This window comes from Arsukibacterium sp. UBA5043 (assembly GCA_002415085.1).
In the GTDB taxonomy this organism is placed as follows: Bacteria; Pseudomonadota; Gammaproteobacteria; order Enterobacterales; family Alteromonadaceae; genus Alishewanella.
In genome coordinates this window covers 13,678-29,774 of the sequence record DIBV01000002.1, presented here as the reverse complement: position 1 = coordinate 29,774, position 16,097 = coordinate 13,678, and the positions used below count along the sequence as shown (strand labels likewise).

15 protein-coding genes and 1 other RNA gene are annotated in these 16,097 nt (G+C 50.3%); 11 read left to right on the top strand and 5 right to left on the bottom strand.

Translation table 11 applies throughout. The features are described from left to right. Positions 1-3 precede the first annotated feature (3 nt). Positions 4-837: a DUF481 domain-containing protein gene (locus tag B2Q61_RS02250; RefSeq protein ID WP_290621162.1), complete on the top strand. Its 834-nt coding sequence runs from the start codon at positions 4-6 to the stop codon at positions 835-837. 51 nt (positions 838-888) lie between these two features. Here B2Q61_RS02250 and serA read toward each other — a convergent pair whose 3' ends face one another. From serA to ssrS, 4 genes are all read right to left on the bottom strand, one after another. Beyond that, complete coding sequence (serA, locus tag B2Q61_RS02245; RefSeq protein WP_290621163.1) at positions 889-2,115, bottom strand: phosphoglycerate dehydrogenase; 1,227 nt, start codon at positions 2,113-2,115, stop codon at positions 889-891. An 80-nt stretch (positions 2,116-2,195) separates the two neighbouring features. Next, positions 2,196-2,852 carry a ribose-5-phosphate isomerase RpiA gene (gene rpiA / locus B2Q61_RS02240; RefSeq protein WP_290621164.1) on the bottom strand — a complete coding sequence of 219 codons (657 nt, stop codon included), beginning with the start codon at positions 2,850-2,852 and terminating at the stop codon, positions 2,196-2,198. A gap of 225 nt (positions 2,853-3,077) precedes the next feature. Beyond that, the gene (locus tag B2Q61_RS02235) at positions 3,078-3,701 is read right to left on the bottom strand and encodes a 5-formyltetrahydrofolate cyclo-ligase (protein WP_290621165.1); all 624 of its coding nucleotides are present in this window, start codon (positions 3,699-3,701) and stop codon (positions 3,078-3,080) included. A 48-nt stretch (positions 3,702-3,749) separates the two neighbouring features. Continuing rightward, positions 3,750-3,933: non-coding RNA, 6S RNA (gene ssrS, locus B2Q61_RS02230), on the bottom strand. A 161-nt stretch (positions 3,934-4,094) separates the two neighbouring features. Between ssrS and B2Q61_RS02225 the strand changes: the two genes are divergently transcribed. The 9 genes from B2Q61_RS02225 (at position 4,095) to B2Q61_RS02185 (ending at position 14,319) form a co-directional block, all read left to right on the top strand. Beyond that, positions 4,095-4,676, top strand: coding sequence for a UPF0149 family protein (locus tag B2Q61_RS02225; RefSeq protein ID WP_290621166.1), 582 nt, complete (start codon positions 4,095-4,097; stop codon positions 4,674-4,676). Positions 4,677-4,723: 47 nt separating this feature from the next. Continuing rightward, positions 4,724-6,052 (top strand): Xaa-Pro aminopeptidase, encoded by a 1,329-nt coding sequence (gene pepP, locus B2Q61_RS02220; protein WP_290621167.1) that lies wholly within the window; start codon positions 4,724-4,726, stop codon positions 6,050-6,052. Then, positions 6,042-7,292 carry a 2-octaprenyl-6-methoxyphenyl hydroxylase gene (gene ubiH, locus B2Q61_RS02215; RefSeq protein WP_290621168.1) on the top strand — a complete coding sequence of 417 codons (1,251 nt, stop codon included), beginning with the start codon at positions 6,042-6,044 and terminating at the stop codon, positions 7,290-7,292. The genes pepP and ubiH overlap by 11 nt, the downstream gene beginning before the upstream one ends. Continuing rightward, positions 7,279-8,508 carry an FAD-dependent oxidoreductase gene (locus tag B2Q61_RS02210; protein ID WP_290621169.1) on the top strand — a complete coding sequence of 410 codons (1,230 nt, stop codon included), beginning with the start codon at positions 7,279-7,281 and terminating at the stop codon, positions 8,506-8,508. Before ubiH ends, B2Q61_RS02210 begins: the two co-directional genes overlap by 14 nt. A 242-nt stretch (positions 8,509-8,750) precedes the next feature. Continuing rightward, entirely contained in the window at positions 8,751-9,830 is a 1,080-nt protein-coding gene (gcvT, locus tag B2Q61_RS02205; RefSeq protein WP_290621170.1) for a glycine cleavage system aminomethyltransferase GcvT, read from the top strand. A gap of 67 nt (positions 9,831-9,897) precedes the next feature. Beyond that, a complete protein-coding gene (gcvH, locus tag B2Q61_RS02200; protein ID WP_290621171.1) occupies positions 9,898-10,287 on the top strand; it encodes a glycine cleavage system protein GcvH in 390 nt (129 codons plus the stop codon). A 97-nt stretch (positions 10,288-10,384) separates the two neighbouring features. Then, the gene (gene gcvP / locus B2Q61_RS02195) at positions 10,385-13,276 is read left to right on the top strand and encodes an aminomethyl-transferring glycine dehydrogenase (protein WP_290621172.1); all 2,892 of its coding nucleotides are present in this window, start codon (positions 10,385-10,387) and stop codon (positions 13,274-13,276) included. A gap of 154 nt (positions 13,277-13,430) precedes the next feature. Continuing rightward, the gene (locus B2Q61_RS02190; RefSeq protein WP_290621173.1) at positions 13,431-13,826 is read left to right on the top strand and encodes a Rap1a/Tai family immunity protein; all 396 of its coding nucleotides are present in this window, start codon (positions 13,431-13,433) and stop codon (positions 13,824-13,826) included. Positions 13,827-13,845: 19 nt separating this feature from the next. Beyond that, positions 13,846-14,319 carry a T6SS effector amidase Tae4 family protein gene (locus B2Q61_RS02185; protein ID WP_290621174.1) on the top strand — a complete coding sequence of 158 codons (474 nt, stop codon included), beginning with the start codon at positions 13,846-13,848 and terminating at the stop codon, positions 14,317-14,319. Between the two features lie 195 nt (positions 14,320-14,514). Here B2Q61_RS02185 and B2Q61_RS02180 read toward each other — a convergent pair whose 3' ends face one another. Further along, the gene (locus B2Q61_RS02180; RefSeq protein ID WP_290622762.1) at positions 14,515-14,976 is read right to left on the bottom strand and encodes a hypothetical protein; all 462 of its coding nucleotides are present in this window, start codon (positions 14,974-14,976) and stop codon (positions 14,515-14,517) included. Positions 14,977-15,131: 155 nt separating this feature from the next. On the opposite strand from B2Q61_RS02180, the gene B2Q61_RS02175 reads away from it, so the two are divergent. Further along, positions 15,132-15,830 (top strand): transposase, encoded by a 699-nt coding sequence (locus B2Q61_RS02175; RefSeq protein ID WP_290621176.1) that lies wholly within the window; start codon positions 15,132-15,134, stop codon positions 15,828-15,830. Positions 15,831-16,097: the final 267 nt, after the last annotated feature.

The window sequence follows — 16,097 nt, the reverse complement described above, 5'->3', positions numbered from 1 at the left end:
ACCGTGGTAAACCTGGTTAGAGTATTTTTGCTGGCGCTGCTGCTGCCGGCAATGTTACCAGTGTCAGCCGATGATGCTGATTCTGCTGATAGCAATTCAGATGTTGATGGTGTTGCTATTGGCGATTCGCCAACGTTTCAGTTGCCGTTAGAGTTTCTTGGCACCATTGGCGGCGACATCGAGCTTGGTTTGCTGGTGAATACCGGCAATACCGAGGCGCAGGCTATCAGGGTAAACAGTGAGTTATCACATGAAATGGAGTACTTTCGTAATAAATACCAGCTGTATGGCCGGATCCAACGCAGTAAAGTATTTAATGCCATCACTGAACAAAATGACGACGTTACTACTGCCAAACGATATGGTATTACCGGCCAGAGTAACTACAAGTTTTTAATTGGCCGTCAGTCTGTGTTCGGACGTGGCGCTTATTTATACGATAAGTTCGGCGCCTTTAAAGTTCAAAGCTCGTTGGCAGTGGGTTATGCCAACCGGGTATATGAAATGCAAGCCAATTATATTGATTTAGAGACGGGGCCGGGCTTCGCGCATCAGCGCAGTGCCAGCGGCAGAACAAATACCGGTTTAATCTGGTTTCTGGCGTTTAATATGGAGCAGAAAATTTATAAAGGCAGCAGCTTCAAACAAAGCTTCGAGGGCTCAGTGTCACTCGATGGCGCCAACTCCACTTTTGTTAGTCGCAGCAGCCTTACTTCGCAGTTATTTGACAGATTATCGATGCGCTTTAGTTTTACCGCCCGGCACAACTCGCGCCCTGAAGGTGACGCAGAAACGATGGACACGGAAACCGCAGCGTCTCTGGTTTATACGTTTTAGCGATAAAAAAAGCTGCCCGCAAAGCGGACAGCTTTTTTCAGTCGTACTAACTTAGTGCAGTACCCGCGCCCTTAATGTACCCGGAATGGCTTTTAACTCGTTTAAGGCCAGTTCATGATCTTCTGAATCAACATCAATGACCACATAACCAATATCCTGCACCGTTTGTAAGTACTGGCCGGAAATATTGATATTATGTTTAGCAAAGGTTTCGTTAATTTTGGTCATCATACCCGGTTGGTTTTTATGAATATGCAGCAGACGTGAGCGGCCTTTATGTTCAGGCAGCGATACTTCCGGAAAATTTACCGCCGACAGCGTTGAGCCGTTATCACTGTATTTAACCATCTTGCCGGCCACTTCATAGCCAATGTTTTCCTGGGCTTCCTGAGTAGAACCGCCAATATGTGGTGTTAGCAGCACATTATCGAAGGCGCGCAGTGGCGAGACAAACTCTTCATCATTACCTTTGGGTTCCACCGGGAACACATCAATAGCGGCGCCAGCCAGCTTTTTGCTTTGCAAACTGGCGGTTAACGCATCGATATCAACCACGGTGCCGCGCGAGGCATTAATTAAAATGGCGCCCTGTTTCATTTGCGCTAACTCCGTTGCCGCGATCATATTTTTAGTTTGCGGTGTTTCCGGTACATGCAGACTGATCACATCTGAGGTAGCAAGCAGGGTGGCTAAGTCAACCTGATTGGCATTGCCCAGCACCAGTTTGCTCTCGATATCATAAAACTGCACCCGCATGCCGATATGCTCAGCCATAATACTTAACTGCGTACCAATGTGACCATAACCAATAATCCCCAGCGTTTTGCCCCGTGCTTCATAGGAGTTATCGGCGGTTTTTAACCATTCACCGCGATGAGCGGCGGCATTGCGCTGTGGAATACCCCGCAGCAGCATAATAATCTGGCCCAGCACTAATTCTGCTACCGAGCGGGTATTAGAGAACGGCGCATTAAACACCGGAATAGCCCGTCTCAGTGCCGCATCTAAATCGACCTGGTTAGTACCAATACAAAAACAGCCAATCGCCATCAGTTTGTTCGCCGCGTCCAGTACCCGCTCTGTTAACTGGGTCCGGGAGCGAATACCGACAAAATGTGCTTCGCTGATCCGCTCGATTAGCTGATCCTCAGGTAACGAGGTTTTCAGGTATTCGATATTAGTGTAGCCCTGATCAGTAAAGGTTTTCACTGCGCTCTGGTGCAAGCCTTCCAGCAGCAGTATTTTTATTTTGTCTTTGGCCAGCGAATATTTTTCCATTTTTTTCTCGTTGCTCTAATTTTAAAATAAGGATTTCAGGCTTCACTGCAGTTGCCGCCACTGTGGTTTATTTCATGTTCTTATTTAAGGACGCGGGTACCACTGCTGCTGCCAACCAATACTATGTCGGCGCCACGTCGGGCGAACAAGCCATTAGTCACCACACCGACGATATTATTCAGCTGCTGCTCCAGTGCCAGCGGATCAATAATCTGCAGGCCATGGGCATCAATAATCTGGTTACCATTGTCGGTTATCACACCCTGGCGCAATACCGGCTTTGCCCCCAGCTTTTCCAGCTCGCGACTGACATAGCTGCTGGCCATCGGGATCACTTCAATGGGCAGGGGAAAGCGACCTAACAGCTCAACTTGTTTAGTGCTATCAACAATACAAACAAAGGTACCGGCTACCGCAGCGACAATTTTTTCGCGGGTCAGGGCAGCGCCGCCACCCTTAATCATCTGCTTCTGGTCGTTAATTTCATCAGCACCATCAATATAGATACTCAGCTCGCTGATGTCATTTAAGTCAAACACCGTTATTCCCAGCTGTTTTAATTTGGCAGTCGATTGCTCTGAGCTGGATACGGCGCCGCGAATGTCATCTTTGATAGTGGCCAGGGCATCGATAAAATGATTAACAGTGGAACCTGTACCCACCCCGACAATGCTGTCTTTGCTGATAAATTCCAGGGCTGCCCAGGCAGCATCACGTTTCATTTCATCTTGGGTCATGGCAGTTCTCTTGTTTGAACAGGGTGTATTTAGCGTTTAGCCGTACAGATGGATATTATATCGAAAGCGACCACAGACAAAAGGGCAAAAGCCAAAAAAATGGAAAACAGTTTAACAGAGGGTTCATTGTACTGAGCGCCGGCCACAATACCCGCCCTTGCTCATCACAGCAACTCGCAGGGCTCAGACACTCTGTGATGACCAGATCGGGTTTCTGGCCTGCTTTTATAGATTTCGAAAATCAAAATACTTAGCTGGTGTTATAAGCTGTTGCAGCGGCACATCCCAGCTTTCTGTGGGTATGTTTGCTACCTGCTGGCAGTTATGGGCCAGGCCAATCACCTGGCAAAGGCTGTTAGCGGGCAGTTGCGACAAGGTCCGGTCATAAAAACCGCCGCCCATGCCCAGGCGGTTGCCTTTGGCATCAAACGCTACCAGCGGGGTAAAGACGATATCAAGCGCGGCAATAGGCATTACGTTGGCACAGTTAAGCCCAGGCTCGGGAATACCAAAGCGGTTTGGCTGCAATGCTGTGGTTTGCTGGTAATGAATAAACAGTAAATAGCCCGGGCAAAATGGGTGTAACACCGGCAGGTAAACCTGTTTACCGGCTTGCCATAACGCCTGAATTAACGGTCCGGTAGCCAGTTCAGCGTCGTTGGCCAGATAAACGGCAAAATGTTGTTTTGCCATAATACCAGGCTGGTTTAATACCTGTTCTGCCAGTTGGCTGGCGGCCTGGGATTGTGTGGTGGCAGCTAACTGCTGGCGTAACAGGCGAACATGCTGGCGTATAGCCTGCCGGGAGGGGGGCACTGCGCCCAAATCGGTCTGCTGCAGTAGTGACATCAGAATACCCTTGCTGCCCTAACGCTGAATTACTGAAGAATGAATGAAGGGTTCTCCAGGTTGCCGTTTGTTATTTAAGCCCTTGAACCCACGGTTCAAGGCGGAAGTCTCATGGTTACCGTAGGCTTCCCGGTACGAGCCGGGCCTGCACAAAAGCAACGCAGAAGAATTCCTGGATAAAACAATTATCGGCTCAGGGACGTCAATAACATTACAAACAACCCAGAGAACGCCTTAAGTATAGCAGCTGAGTTGTCAGCTTATAAGGGGCAAGCTAACAATTGCTGACTCATTGCTCAGATATCCGGCAATACGGTTTGCTGCTGCAGCTTACTGGCAGTTGGCCTGCAGCAGTGATAGGATATTAGCGTATCAATTTGTGAAGAATAAGCTATGAGTAACCCCCTGATTCAAACTTATGACCGCTGGAGTAGTGAGCTGGAGCAGGCTCATGTTATGGCCTCGGCCGCTGAGCTGCATGGTCTGCTTGCCGGCATGTTATGTGCTGGCGTTAAGGCTGATGCTAAAGCCTTATTACCGGTGCTGTACGATTTTCTGAACGATGGTCAGGCATTACCATCAGCACTGGAGAAACAGGTACAGCAGTTAGTCGATGCCACCGCCGATAGCCTTAACAAAAATGATTTCTCGTTTACTGTGTTATTGCCCAGTGATGACGATGCGCTGTTTGAGCGGTTAGAGGCGCTGGTAGAATGGTCACAGGCATTTTTAGTGGGCTTTGCCGTGCAGCAAACTGATTTGTCGCTGGTGTCAGAAGACGTGCGCGAAGCGCTGGACCAGCTGACGGAAGTGACCCGGGTTGATATTCATACCGTAACTGACGGCAGCAAACACGAGAACGAAGAAGCCTATTATCTGGTACTGGAGCATGTGCGTATGATGGTGCTGTGCTGCTTTAATGAAGTAGGTTTGAAATACAGCCCGCAGCCCCCTCATGGTAAAACGCTGCATTAGTGGCTGATCGGCGTGTCGACTGTTAACTTTTATCGTTAAGGATTAAAATGCAAAGCAGTGTATTTGTGCAGCGTCGCCGGCAGTTGATGGCGGCGTTACAGCCAGATTCGGTAGTGTTGATAAGTGCAGCCAGAGAGCAAAGCCGCAGCCGGGATACCGCGTATCCATTTCGTCAACATAGCGATTTTTGGTATTACAGTGGCTTTAACGAACCCGATGCGTTGCTGATTTTAAGCAATCGGGCCGATCTACCGGCAGCACAGCTGTTATGCCGCGAAAAAGACCCTGCCCAGGAAGTATGGCATGGCCGGCGGTTAGGGCCGGCTGCTGCAAGTGATGTTTTGCAATTGCAGGCAACCGCGCGCTCTGAGCAAGCAAGCATGCTGAACCAGGCCCTTAACGGTAGCAGAGCGGTGTACCTTAATCTAACCGAACAACCAGAGTTGCTGGCGCAAATAACCGCGCAAATGCAAGTACTGAAGCAACGCGAAAAGCGCGGTGAGCGCGCGCCGTCCCAGCTGATTGATTTAGCGCCACTTAGTGCCGCACAGCGGCTGATTAAAGACGATAATGAAATAGCCATTATGCGCCAAGCTGGCCAGATAAGTGCCCAGGCACATATCCGGGCGATGCAATGCTGCCGGCCGGGTCGATTTGAATACCAGCTGGAAGCTGAAATTTTGCATCACTTTGCTAGCAACGGTGCCCGTTATCCGGCTTATAACAGTATTGTTGGTAGTGGCAACAATGGCTGCATTTTGCATTACACCGATAACAGCAGTGAAATGACTGCCGGTGATTTAGTACTGATTGATGCTGGCTGTGAACTGCAGGGGTATGCCGCTGATATCAGTCGTACCTTTCCGGTCAATGGTAAATTCAGCGAAGATCAGGCGGCGCTTTATCAATTGGTGTTAGACGCGCAATACGCCGCGTGCAATGCGGTAAAACCGGGTGGCAATTTCGCCACCGTTACCGCCGCCGCCGAGCAGGTTTTAACTGAAGGGCTCCTTGGGCTGGGCATTTTACAGGGCGAACTCACGCAGCTTATTGCTGATAAAGCCTGCAAACAGTATTTTATCCATGGTATTGGCCACTGGCTGGGGCTGGATGTACACGATGTGGGAGCGTATAAAGCTGAAAATCCGCAAGGGCAAAGCAGCGAGCAGTCATTTGTGCCAGGCATGGTGTTAACCATCGAGCCGGGGTTGTATATTCCGGCTGGTAGCCCAACCGAGCCGCGTTGGTGGGACTTGGCGGTCCGGATTGAAGATAACCTGTTAATCACCAAAGATGGCCATGAAAATTTAACCACCGCAGTACCCAAAGAAATTGCGGCAATTGAGCAATTAATGGCAACGGCCAATGTCAGTTAGTAGTAACAGCAATTTACAGTTTGATCTGGTGATTGCCGGTGGCGGCATGGCCGGCAGTTTACTGGCGTGGTGCCTGAGCCAGGCCAGGCCGCAATGGCGCATTGCCATTATTGAACGGCAACCTAAAACGCAGGGTAGTGCGCCGGCCAGTTTTGACAGTCGCAGCATTGCCCTGGCAGCCGGTAGCGTTGGGTTATTACAGCGCTGGCAGCTGTGGCAGGACCTTGCCGCCAATGCGTGCCCGCTTGAGCAGATTTGGGTGTCAGACCGCGGCCATTTTGGCAAAACCCGCTTAACAGCCGCCGAGTATCAGCAAACGGCTCTGGGCCAGGTGTTAGAAGTGGAGCACCTGGGTAATTTACTGAGTGACCGACTGGCAAAGCAGGGCGGCGTTACCTTTTTTCAGCCCGACTATATCAGTGCGGTTACCCCGACCATTGACAGCCAGCAGATCCAACTTAACAGTGGTACTGAACTTAGCGCGAAGTTATTAGTGATTGCCGAAGGCGGTTTATCACAAACCCGGCAACTGGCAGGCTTTAGTGTTAGCAGCGATGATTACCAGCAAACGGCCATTATTGCTAACCTGGCCCTGGCGCAAAGCCATCAGCATACCGCGTTTGAACGCTTTACCGGGCATGGCCCTATTGCGCTGCTGCCGCTAAGTGGCCAGCGCTATTCGCTGGTATGGACCGTCGCACGGGATGCGGCGGCTGAGTTGCTGGCACTGGATGACGCGGGCTTTACCGCGGCTATTCAACAGGCTTTTGGTTACCGGGCCGGAATATTTACCGGTGCCGGTGCCAGAGCGACATATCCGCTGAGCTTGCGTCGGCCCGATACCATTGTGCGCCATCGTACAGCCTTACTGGGCAACAGTTTACATAATTTGCATCCGATTGCGGGTCAGGGATTTAATCTGGCCATTCGCGATATTCAGGCGTTATTGCTGGCGCTGGCTGATAGCAGCGCAGCAAACGCTGATCCCGGGGCTACTGATCCTGGAGCTACTGATCCTGGAACATATAGGGTGCTGCGTGAATACCAGCAACTGCGTGAGCAAGACATTAAACGGGTAGTCTGGTTTACCGACGCCATGGTGCGGGGCTTTTCCAATAACTCCCGGTTGGTAGCGCTGGCGCGCAATACCGGCCTAGCAGCAATGATGCTGTGTGATCCGTTAAAACGGCCGCTTGCCATGCAGGCGATGGGCCAGGGGCAATCTTATGCAAAATACTGATATCACCATTGTTGGTGGCGGTAGCGCCGGTCTTACAATGGCCTTATTACTGGCCCGCCAGCAGCTGCGGGTGGTGCTGGTCGAAAAAGGCGCTGCGCCATCATTAACCGCAGTGCCAGCACAAACCGGGGCCGCCCCGGAGTACCAGCGGGTCAGCGCGCTGAATATGGCCTCGCGCAATCTGCTTCAGCAATTAGGGATCTGGCCGCAGCTGCTGGCGGGGGCTGCAGCCTATACCGATATGCAGGTGTGGGAAGCTGACAGTTTCGGCCGCATTGGTTTTTCGGCAGCAGAGCAGCAGCTTGAAGCGCTGGGTTATATTTGCGATAACGAACATATCCGGCAGCTGCTGTATAGCCAGTTGCAGCAGTACAGTAACGTCCAGTGCTATTTTGATGTGGCGATAAGCCAGTTAAAGCAAGGTGAGCGGGAAGTGATGCTGCAACTGGATAACAACGAGCTGATTTTAAGTCAGTTACTGGTGGGCGCCGATGGCGTTAATTCGTTTGTGCGGCAGCATATGCAGCTGCCGTTAACCCACTGGGACTATCAGCATACGGCGATTGTGGCGAAAATCCGCTGCACTGAGGCTCATCAGCTTACGGCCCGCCAGGTGTTTTTAACCAGCGGTCCGCTGGCACTGCTGCCCCTGCCAGAGCCTGATCTGTGCTCTATTGTCTGGAGTGCTGAAACAGCCGAAGCGAGCAGATTAATGGCGCTGGATGACAATGCCTTTAATCAGGCATTATGCGCGGCCAGCCAGGCCGTGTTAGGGCCGGTTAAACTTGTCAGCGAGCGTCAGGCGTTTGGCTTAACCATGCGCTACGCCAGCAGCTGGCAACGGGGCAGGGTAGTACTGGTAGCGGATGCGGCGCATAGCATTCATCCGCTGGCCGGTCAGGGCATGAATTTAGGCCTGATGGATGTGGCTGCCCTGGCCCAGTTAATTGGCGAGCAGCATATGGCGGGGGATGATCTTGCTGCAACGCCAATGCTGCGCCGTTATGAGCGCTGGCGTAAAGCCGAGGCGCAAAGCATGATAGTGGCCATGGAAGCCTTTAAACGTGGCTTTACCGCCAAGCCAGCACTGCTGAAATTGCTGCGTGGCGCTGGCTTAGTCGCTGCGGATAAGTTGCCATGGCTGAAACAGCAACTGATGGCCCATGCCCTGGGGCTTAAAGGTGACTTACCCGAGCTTGTTAAAAAAACAGGGTAACCATGGCGATGCATTGCCAGACGCTTGATCCATTGCTTTGCCTTAGTTTAATTTGTAACAGCAACTGTCGCATTACAAAAAGTAATCCAAATTGGGCTGTTTGCTGCCGGGGCTATGCGGTATAATCGGCCGGTATTTTTTAGTCTCAAGCTTAGTATTTTTACGTAATAGCCTGAAAAATAAGGCTTATTGCTATTGTTGGTTTTACCGCTTGTGGCCCTCACAATAAGTAGGAAAAAATAATGGCTCAAAAAACTGCGTTACATGCCAGCCACCTTGCTGCTGGTGCCAAAATGGTCGATTTTTTTGGCTGGGACATGCCAATTAACTACGGCTCACAAATTGAAGAGCACCATAGCGTCCGTCGCGATGCCGGTATGTTTGACGTATCCCATATGACCATTGTCGACTTAACCGGTAGCCGCACCCGTGAGTTTTTGCGCTATTTACTGGCTAATGATGTGGCCAAACTTACTGTACCGGGTAAAGCACTGTATACCGGCATGCTGAATACCGCAGGCGGGGTTATTGATGACTTAATCGTCTATTTTATCCAGGACGATTTTTTCCGGTTAGTAGTCAACTCGGCTACCAGGGAAAAAGATCTGGCGCATATCAACGCTGAAGCCAAAACTTTTGCTGTAACCGTGACCGAGCGGCCGGAATTTGCGATGATTGCGGTACAAGGCCCGAATGCGAAAGCCAAAGTAGCGACCTTATTAAGCGCTGAGCAACAAGCCGCTGTTGCGGGCATGAAACCGTTTTTTGGCAAACAAGCCGGCGAGTTATTTATCGCCACTACCGGTTACACCGGTGAAGACGGCTATGAAATAGCGATGCCTGACGAGCAGGTAGCTGATTTCTGGCAAAAATTACTGAACGCCGGCGTAGCGCCAGCCGGGTTGGGCGCGCGGGATACCCTGCGTCTGGAAGCGGGCATGAACTTATATGGCCAGGATATGGACGAAACCGTATCGCCACTGGCAGCGAACATGTGCTGGACCATTGCCTGGACCCCGGAAGATCGCAACTTTATTGGCCGTGCTGCGCTTACTGAGCAAAAAGCAGCGGGTACCGATAAACTGGTTGGCCTGGTAATGGAGCAAAAAGGCGTACTGCGTCACGGCCAGCGGGTGGTGGTAGACGGTGGCGAAGGTGTTATTACTTCGGGTACCTTTTCACCTACTTTAGGTTACAGCATTGCCATGGCCCGGGTGCCGGCCAGCACGGCTGATACTGCGCAAGTGGATATTCGTGGCAAACTGGTTAGTGTTAAAGTGGTTAAACCGGCTTTTGTGCGCATGGGTAAAAAAGTCATCTAAAATAACAAACGTAGCAACCCATGTTGGTCGTTAAAATATACGTGTTAAGACAGCTAAGGAATTTACAATGAGCTCTATCCCTACAGAATTAAAGTACGCAAGCAGCCATGAATGGGTGCGCAACGACGGTGATGGCATTTACACCGTAGGCATTACCGAGCACGCGCAGGAGCTGCTGGGCGATATGGTTTTTGTTGAGCTGCCAGAAGTGGGCGATAGCGTCACTCAGGGTGATGACTGTGCGGTAGCGGAGTCAGTAAAAGCGGCTTCTGACATTTACGCGCCATTATCCGGCGAAGTGGTTGAAATTAATGACGCGCTGGCTGATTCGCCAGAGCAGGTAAACGCCAGCCCTTATACTGATGGCTGGATGTTTAAAATTAAAGTAAGCGATGAATCAGAGCTGGACGCTTTATTAGACGCGGCTGGTTACGAAAGCAGCATCGACGAAGCTTAATAAACAGATCGCTATAGCATAAAGCCCCGTACTTACCGGGGCTTTATCTTACTAACAGCTGTTCTGAACGCTGTAACAATATTAGGACATTCAAAGCATGACCCATACCGCTGTGAAAACCCTGTCGCAACTTGCGAACCACGACGAATTTATTCAACGCCACATTGGCCCGGACGAGGCGGAAACCGCTGCGATGCTGGCCGAGCTTGGCGTTGACAGCATGGAAACGCTGATTGCCCAAACCGTGCCGGCCAGTATCCGCTTACCCAAGCCACTGGCTACCGGCAACAGCCGCACTGAAAATGATGCACTAACCCATTTAAAGGCGGTGGCAGCGAAGAACAAAATGTATAAGTCATACATTGGTATGGGTTATCACCCTACGTTAACCCCGAATGTTATTTTACGTAATGTGCTGGAAAACCCGGGTTGGTACACCGCTTATACCCCGTACCAGCCAGAAATTGCCCAGGGCCGCTTAGAAGCCTTGTTAAACTTCCAGCAAATGTCGCTGGATTTAACCGGTATGGAGCTGGCCAGTGCCTCATTGCTGGATGAAGCCACCGCCGCTGCAGAAGCGATGGCATTGGCCAAGCGGGTAAGTAAAAGCAAAGCAAACCTGTATTTTATTAGTGACGACGTGCACCCGCAAACGATCGACGTGGTAAAAACCCGCGCTGAAATGTTCGGCTTTGACATTGTAGTGGGTAACGCCAGCGATGCGGCAAACCATGATGTGTTTGGTGCGTTAATTCAGTACCCAACCACCAACGGTGATATCCGTAACGACAGCGCCTTAATTGCCGCGTTACAGGCGAAAAAAGCGGTAGTAGCAGTAGCGTCTGATCCGATGGCGTTAATGCTGTTAAAATCACCAGGCGAGCTGGGTGCCGACGTGGTGCTGGGCTCGATGCAGCGCTTCGGTGTACCAATGGCCTACGGCGGCCCGCATGCCGCATTCTTTGCTACCCGCGATGCGTATAAGCGTTCTATGCCAGGGCGGATTATCGGGGTGTCGAAAGACCGTCGTGGTAATCAGGCACTACGGATGGCCATGCAAACCCGCGAGCAGCATATCCGCCGCGAGAAAGCTAACTCCAACATCTGTACCGCTCAGGTATTACTGGCCAATATCGCTTCTTTCTATGCGGTATATCATGGCCCACAAGGCTTAAAAGATATTGCAGAGCGTATTCACCGCAGTGCCGATATCTTCGCCGCCGGTATTAAAGCCAAAGGCGTTGAGTTAGTAAACAGCCACTGGTTCGATACCATTACCTTTAAAGTAACCGACCGTGCTGCTGTCGTTAAACGGGCCCTGGACGCTGGTGTTAACCTGCGTACCGACGTTACTGACAGCTTAGCGGTTAGCTTCAGTGAAGCCACCCAGGCTGCCGATATTGCACAATTATTTGATATCGTACTGGGTGCGGATCACGGCCTGGATGTTGATAAACTTGATAGCGATATCGTTAGCAATGGCTCGGCATCTATTCCGGCAGAGTTAGTGCGTACTAACCCGCTGTTAAGCCATCCGGTATTTAACCAGTATCACAGTGAAACTGAGATGCTGCGTTATATTAAAAAGCTGGAAAACAAAGATTTAGCGCTTAATCATTCAATGATTTCGTTAGGTTCGTGCACCATGAAGCTAAACGCCACCGCCGAGATGATCCCAATCACCTGGCCGGAGTTTGGTTCTTTGCACCCGTTCGTACCGCGCGATCAGGTCGATGGTTACTATGAAATGATTACTGAGCTTGGCGACTGGCTGGTAAACATCACCGGTTATGACAATATCTCAATGCAGCCTAACTCGGGTGCACAGGGCGAATACGCCGGCATGATCGCCATTCGTAAATACCATGAAAGCCGCGGTGAAGGGCATCGTAATATCTGTTTAATTCCGGTATCGGCGCACGGTACTAACCCGGCAACAGCAGCAATGGCCAGCTACGATGTAGTACTGGTTGACTGTGATAAGTCGGGCAATATCGATATGGCCGATTTAAAAGCCAAAGCCGCCGAAGTGGGCGACCGCTTAGCAGCCATCATGGTCACTTACCCGTCTACCCACGGTGTGTTTGAAGAGAGTATTCAGGAGCTGTGCGACATCGTTCACTCTTACGGTGGCCAGGTGTATATGGACGGCGCCAATATGAACGCCCAGGTGGGCTTAACCTCACCAGGCTTTATCGGCTCTGACGTATCGCACTTAAACCTGCACAAAACCTTCTGTATTCCACACGGCGGTGGCGGCCCGGGTATGGGGCCTATCGGCGTAAAAAGCCATTTAGCGCCGTTTTTACCTAACCACCCGCTGGTAAAAATTGACGGTACCGGTGAAACCAACGGTGCAGTATCGGCAGCGCCATTTGGTAGTGCTGGCATATTACCCATCAGCTGGATGTACATTGCCATGATGGGCGCTGAAGGCTTAAAACAAGCCACTGAGTTCGCGATTTTAACCGCTAACTACGTGGCCAATAAGCTGAACCCGCACTTCCCGGTATTGTACCGTGGTACCAATGGCCGGGTAGCCCACGAATGTATTATCGACATTCGTCAGCTTAAAGAAGCCAGCGGTATTACTGAAATGGATATTGCCAAGCGCTTAATGGACTATGGCTACCATTCGCCTACCATGAGCTTCCCGGTTGCGGGTACGCTGATGATTGAACCAACTGAATCAGAAAGCAAAGCCGAGCTGGATAAGTTTATTGAAGCGATGACCAGTATCCGCAGCGAGATTGCCAAGGTAGAAGCAGGCGAGTGGACAGTGGACAACAACCCACTGGCCTACGCACCGCATACCATGGCTGACATTCTCGACCCGGCATGGGACCGCGCCTACGAGCGCACCTACGGTGCCTTCCCGGTAGCCTACGTAGCCGAGAACAAGTTCTGGCCAACCGTTACCCGGATTGACGATGTATACGGTGATCGGAATTTAATGTGCGCTTGTCCAAGCCCTGAGGCTTATCGGTAAGCGTTTAGTATTAAGCTAGACGTTCAACCCAAAACCCCGGCCTTCGTGCCGGGGTTTTTTTATGTCAGAATGTTAAATATGTAAAATAAAGGTTTTAATGTTGACGTAATTGGGTCAGTATTCCTCATTAAGTTTGCTTGTATGAGGCCTGAATATGCAAATTCGTTCAATAGTTCTTTCTATGTCGCTGTTTAGTGCACTTGTGAGTTGCACAGCGTTGGGTACGGGGCAAGACAATGCCAGGGTGCCGCTTGATCGCTTGCAAGCCTTAAGTAACGGCCAGCCGGTTACACCTTTACCTCCAGCATTTTCAGCGCAGGCAACCAAAGGTATAGCCAATGACCAGTTAGCGATGTATCTGGCTGGGGTTATCGACAGTGGCGAAGGCCGAAGCTGGTGTGTTGCAACATCAGGCTTACCGCCTCATGAAGTTAATCAGCAACTATTGGCAGAACTGCAACGTGATTTGCAGCAGCAGAAAGTTACTGCCAACGCCAATTCTGCAGTTCTGCTTGCCAGCAAATTAGAAGTTTTATTTCCATGTAAATAACATTGAGTAGGGAAACACCATGTCAGTTATTAAATATCAGGCTGTTGCCGATGCATACGAAAAATACAACGCTTTTGACACTACCGAACTTTATCAGTTACTGGGCTGGGACGATCTGGTCGGCAAGCCTGAGTGGGCAAATACCTGCGCAGTGAGAATGAGCCTGGCACTGCTGGAAGCTGGCAAAACAGTTGCTGGCCGGGTACAGATTAAAAAGGGTGATCTTAAAGGCAAATGGATTGAGCCAGGGCAGAACCGCTTATCAGACTGGTTAGTACGCCAGCTTGGCGAACCTGAAGTATTCCCATTTAACAGCAGCAGCGCCGCTGGCCCGCAGTCGCTGTACGGTAAAAAAGGCATAGTGTCGTTTATGCGTATTCCAAGCTATGCCGGCGGCCATATCGACTTACTGCACCCCTCAAACGACTACCTAACCTGCAGTCGCAACTGCTACTTCACTGCTGACGAAGTACGTTTTTGGCAGCTTAACTAAGGCTGATTTATCGTTCATGCTAAATCAATTAAAGACATCAAAGAAGTGCCGGGGCAGGTCTAGAGGTGCGGGGCCATAGAGGTGCGGGGTCAGGTCTTGCCTTTTGCCAATTCAAAAAGGCAAGAAATAAGAGCTAACCCCCAAGACTCCCTAAGAATACTCCTTATGTCTTAACGCTTCGGATCATTTAGTGTTCTACCCCGGCGTTATACCCCAACAAACAAAGATAACACTCAGTAACATTGCAGAAAGGCCCAAAAGAACAAAGCCTATCAGAGTGCGCTTCCTAAGCGGCCTGGTTTTACGCGCTTTTAGGGTGAGCACAAGCGTCGCTATACCCATTACCCCGGCCAGCAGCACCAGTAATGCTCCAATACTGGCGGGTGGCGCAAAACCAGCAATAAGACTGACTTCACTGATTTCAACGGCCGCCTGCACACCCAGCCCAATTAACCCGACACCCACCAGTAAAACAAGCGTGGTGATAAACGCGATAAGCCTTGGCGTGACAGGACCAAGGCCTGGCTCGTCGATATTGCTTGAGCTAAAGCGTCGGGTAATGGCACCCCAGGAAATCATAATGAACCCTAACAAGGAAATAATGACCGGCGTAGAGGCGAGCAAGCCCGGGACAACGACGTTTTTGGGTTCATCCATTGCCCGGGAAAAAGGGGTCGGAAAAAGGGGTCGGAGCTAATATATAGGTCGTAGTCTACACTTGTTGCGGAAAAAGGGGTCGGAAAAAGGGGTCGGAGCTAATAAATAGGTCGTAGTCTACACTTGTTGCAGAATAGTAATAGTGGATTGTCAAGATGGCCCGAAAGCCCCGGTTTTACCTCAAAGGAATTCCTTGTCATATCGTACAGCGCGGCAACAATCGCCAAGCCTGTTTTTTCTGCGATGAAGATTTTGGTTTTTACATAAACAGCCTGCAGGCAGCATTGCAGCAATACAACGTGCAATTGCATGCTTTTGTGTTAATGACCAATCACGTTCACTTGTTAATGACGCCAGACGATGCAGAGGGTATCTCGCGTGTGATGCAAAGTGTCGGTCGAGACTATGTACGTTATGTTAACAAATACTACCGGCGCAGTGGCACCTTATTTGAGGGGCGACACAAAGCCAGCCTGATAGACAGTGAGCAGTATTTACTGCAATGTCAGCGTTACATAGAGCTAAACCCGGTTCGGGCAAAGATGGTGCTGCATCCAGCAGAGTATCACTGGTCAAGCTATCAGTACCATGGCTTAGGCAAACCGATTAGTTGCTTGACTCCACATCCAATGTTCCTTGGATTGGGCGATAACAGTGAAAGCCGACACCAGGCTTACCGGGCGTTGTTTTCAACAGAACTCGGTGAGGTTGAACTTAATACTATTCGCCAGAGTTTAACGCACAATTACCCATTAGGTGGCGAGCGCTTTCGGGCAGAAATAGAGCATACGTTGGGTGTGCGGCTGGGTAAATGCGGGCCAGGCAGACCTGAGGCAGAGCGGGGTGGATGCTAATTAGCTCTGACCCCTTTTCTCTGGGGTTTTTTATGTGAGATTACTTGTCTAAATATGAGATTGGCTTTTTGATAGATTGCTGTGTGCTGAAAGCAGAAGTTTTAATATGTAAAAATAATTTTAGCTGATTGATAGTAACTTAAGCGGAAATATCGTTTTAAATAACTATTTCCTTTGTCAGGAAAATTCAATTAGCATTAGATCTCCCGAAAAAGTAGAGCTATTCCATCCATTAGCTGTGCAATTGCAGTAGAACAGTGTGCCAGA

Bases quoted from the DNA above. Each gene is read 5' to 3' on its own strand.
- pepP (WP_290621167.1), top strand. From the start codon at position 4,724: ATGCAAAGCAGTGTATTTGTGCAGCGTCGCCGGCAGTTGATGGCGGCG.
- B2Q61_RS02185 (WP_290621174.1), top strand. From the start codon at position 13,846: ATGTCAGTTATTAAATATCAGGCTGTTGCCGATGCATACGAAAAATAC.
- B2Q61_RS02235 (WP_290621165.1), bottom strand. From the start codon at position 3,701: ATGTCACTACTGCAGCAGACCGATTTGGGCGCAGTGCCCCCCTCCCGG.
- B2Q61_RS02190 (WP_290621173.1), top strand. From the start codon at position 13,431: ATGCAAATTCGTTCAATAGTTCTTTCTATGTCGCTGTTTAGTGCACTT.
- B2Q61_RS02175 (WP_290621176.1), top strand. From the start codon at position 15,132: ATGGCCCGAAAGCCCCGGTTTTACCTCAAAGGAATTCCTTGTCATATC.
- ubiH (WP_290621168.1), top strand. From the start codon at position 6,042: ATGTCAGTTAGTAGTAACAGCAATTTACAGTTTGATCTGGTGATTGCC.
- rpiA (WP_290621164.1), bottom strand. From the start codon at position 2,852: ATGACCCAAGATGAAATGAAACGTGATGCTGCCTGGGCAGCCCTGGAA.
- gcvH (WP_290621171.1), top strand. From the start codon at position 9,898: ATGAGCTCTATCCCTACAGAATTAAAGTACGCAAGCAGCCATGAATGG.
- serA (WP_290621163.1), bottom strand. From the start codon at position 2,115: ATGGAAAAATATTCGCTGGCCAAAGACAAAATAAAAATACTGCTGCTG.
- gcvT (WP_290621170.1), top strand. From the start codon at position 8,751: ATGGCTCAAAAAACTGCGTTACATGCCAGCCACCTTGCTGCTGGTGCC.
- gcvP (WP_290621172.1), top strand. From the start codon at position 10,385: ATGACCCATACCGCTGTGAAAACCCTGTCGCAACTTGCGAACCACGAC.
- B2Q61_RS02225 (WP_290621166.1), top strand. From the start codon at position 4,095: ATGAGTAACCCCCTGATTCAAACTTATGACCGCTGGAGTAGTGAGCTG.
- B2Q61_RS02180 (WP_290622762.1), bottom strand. From the start codon at position 14,976: ATGGATGAACCCAAAAACGTCGTTGTCCCGGGCTTGCTCGCCTCTACG.
- B2Q61_RS02210 (WP_290621169.1), top strand. From the start codon at position 7,279: ATGCAAAATACTGATATCACCATTGTTGGTGGCGGTAGCGCCGGTCTT.